The sequence below is a fragment of the Bacillus sp. 3G2 genome, from assembly GCF_044324725.1.
Taxonomy (GTDB): domain Bacteria; phylum Bacillota; class Bacilli; order Bacillales; family Bacillaceae_G; genus Bacillus_A; species Bacillus_A mobilis.
Genome location: NZ_CP172246.1, coordinates 85,001 through 87,500 on the forward strand (window position 1 = coordinate 85,001; position 2,500 = coordinate 87,500).

The window sequence follows — 2,500 nt, forward strand, 5'->3', positions numbered from 1 at the left end:
TCAGTGGTAGGGGAGCGTTCTAAGTGCAGTGAAGTCAGACCGGAAGGACTGGTGGAGCGCTTAGAAGTGAGAATGCCGGTATGAGTAGCGAAAGACGGGTGAGAATCCCGTCCACCGAATGCCTAAGGTTTCCTGAGGAAGGCTCGTCCGCTCAGGGTTAGTCAGGACCTAAGCCGAGGCCGACAGGCGTAGGCGATGGACAACAGGTTGATATTCCTGTACCACCTCTTTATCGTTTGAGCAATGGAGGGACGCAGAAGGATAGAAGAAGCGTGCGATTGGTTGTGCACGTCCAAGCAATTAGGCTGATAAGTAGGCAAATCCGCTTATCGTGAAGGCTGAGTTGTGATGGGGAAGCTCCTTATGGAGCGAAGTCTTTGATTCCCCGCTGCCAAGAAAAGCTTCTAGCGAGATAAAAGGTGCCTGTACCGCAAACCGACACAGGTAGGCGAGGAGAGAATCCTAAGGTGTGCGAGAGAACTCTGGTTAAGGAACTCGGCAAAATGACCCCGTAACTTCGGGAGAAGGGGTGCTTTCTTAACGGAAAGCCGCAGTGAATAGGCCCAAGCGACTGTTTAGCAAAAACACAGCTCTCTGCGAAGCCGTAAGGCGAAGTATAGGGGGTGACACCTGCCCGGTGCTGGAAGGTTAAGGAGAGGGGTTAGCGTAAGCGAAGCTCTGAACTGAAGCCCCAGTAAACGGCGGCCGTAACTATAACGGTCCTAAGGTAGCGAAATTCCTTGTCGGGTAAGTTCCGACCCGCACGAAAGGTGTAACGATTTGGGCACTGTCTCAACCAGAGACTCGGTGAAATTATAGTACCTGTGAAGATGCAGGTTACCCGCGACAGGACGGAAAGACCCCGTGGAGCTTTACTGTAGCCTGATATTGAATTTTGGTACAGTTTGTACAGGATAGGCGGGAGCCATTGAAACCGGAGCGCTAGCTTCGGTGGAGGCGCTGGTGGGATACCGCCCTGACTGTATTGAAATTCTAACCTACGGGTCTTATCGACCCGGGAGACAGTGTCAGGTGGGCAGTTTGACTGGGGCGGTCGCCTCCTAAAGTGTAACGGAGGCGCCCAAAGGTTCCCTCAGAATGGTTGGAAATCATTCGTAGAGTGCAAAGGCATAAGGGAGCTTGACTGCGAGACCTACAAGTCGAGCAGGGACGAAAGTCGGGCTTAGTGATCCGGTGGTTCCGCATGGAAGGGCCATCGCTCAACGGATAAAAGCTACCCCGGGGATAACAGGCTTATCTCCCCCAAGAGTCCACATCGACGGGGAGGTTTGGCACCTCGATGTCGGCTCATCGCATCCTGGGGCTGTAGTCGGTCCCAAGGGTTGGGCTGTTCGCCCATTAAAGCGGTACGCGAGCTGGGTTCAGAACGTCGTGAGACAGTTCGGTCCCTATCCGTCGTGGGCGTAGGAAATTTGAGAGGAGCTGTCCTTAGTACGAGAGGACCGGGATGGACGCACCGCTGGTGTACCAGTTGTTCTGCCAAGGGCATAGCTGGGTAGCTATGTGCGGAAGGGATAAGTGCTGAAAGCATCTAAGCATGAAGCCCCCCTCAAGATGAGATTTCCCATAGCGTAAGCTAGTAAGATCCCTGAAAGATGATCAGGTTGATAGGTTCGAGGTGGAAGCATGGTGACATGTGGAGCTGACGAATACTAATAGATCGAGGACTTAACCATATAATATGAAGCAATGTTATCTAGTTTTGAAAGAATATAAAAAACTTGTTGACTTTAAAAGTTAAATGAGTTACAATAATTCTTGTCTTAAATGAATACAGTCTGGTAATGATGGCAGAGAGGCCACACCCGTTCCCATACCGAACACGGAAGTTAAGCTCTCTAGCGCCGATGGTAGTTGGGACCTTGTCCCTGTGAGAGTAGGACGTTGCCAGGCAATTCGGAGGATTAGCTCAGCTGGGAGAGCACCTGCCTTACAAGCAGGGGGTCGGCGGTTCGATCCCGTCATCCTCCACCATTTAGCCGACTTAGCTCAATTGGTAGAGCAACTGACTTGTAATCAGTAGGTTGGGGGTTCAAGTCCTCTAGTCGGCACCAGTTTTTATTGCAAGAGCCATTAGCTCAGTTGGTAGAGCATCTGACTTTTAATCAGAGGGTCGAAGGTTCGAATCCTTCATGGCTCACCATTTTATCTTAAATATGCGGGTGTGGCGGAATTGGCAGACGCACTAGACTTAGGATCTAGCGCCTTTGGCGTGGGGGTTCGACTCCCTTCACCCGCACTTTTAATAAAATAACTCAAACATGTCTTGCGGAAGTAGTTCAGTGGTAGAATACAACCTTGCCAAGGTTGGGGTCGCGGGTTCGAATCCCGTCTTCCGCTCCAATTTCCAATATGACATGCCGGGGTGGCGGAACAGGCAGACGCACAGGACTTAAAATCCTGCGGTGGGTGACCACCGTGCGGGTTCGACCCCCGCCCTCGGCACCATATGCGCCCGTAGCTCAATTGGATAGAGCGT

7 tRNA genes and 2 rRNA genes (2 of these 9 cut by a window edge) are annotated in these 2,500 nt (G+C 51.8%); all 9 read left to right on the forward strand.

Going from position 1 to position 2,500, the window contains the following annotated elements:
* A 23S ribosomal RNA gene (locus ACHZK0_RS00440) occupies positions 1 to 1,697 on the forward strand (it extends 1,225 nt beyond the left edge of the window).
* Positions 1,698 to 1,798: 101 nt separating this feature from the next.
* Positions 1,799 to 1,914 (forward strand): 5S ribosomal RNA (gene rrf, locus ACHZK0_RS00445).
* A 5-nt stretch (positions 1,915 to 1,919) separates the two neighbouring features.
* Positions 1,920 to 1,995, forward strand: a tRNA-Val gene (locus ACHZK0_RS00450).
* Positions 1,996 to 1,999: 4 nt separating this feature from the next.
* Positions 2,000 to 2,075 (forward strand) — tRNA-Thr (locus tag ACHZK0_RS00455).
* Positions 2,076 to 2,088: 13 nt separating this feature from the next.
* Positions 2,089 to 2,164, forward strand: a tRNA-Lys gene (locus ACHZK0_RS00460).
* Between the two features lie 15 nt (positions 2,165 to 2,179).
* Positions 2,180 to 2,260: transfer RNA gene (locus ACHZK0_RS00465), tRNA-Leu, on the forward strand.
* Positions 2,261 to 2,289: 29 nt separating this feature from the next.
* Positions 2,290 to 2,364, forward strand: a tRNA-Gly gene (locus tag ACHZK0_RS00470).
* Between the two features lie 16 nt (positions 2,365 to 2,380).
* Positions 2,381 to 2,469: transfer RNA gene (locus ACHZK0_RS00475), tRNA-Leu, on the forward strand.
* A 3-nt stretch (positions 2,470 to 2,472) separates the two neighbouring features.
* Positions 2,473 to 2,500 (forward strand) — tRNA-Arg (locus ACHZK0_RS00480) (it continues 46 nt past the right edge of the window).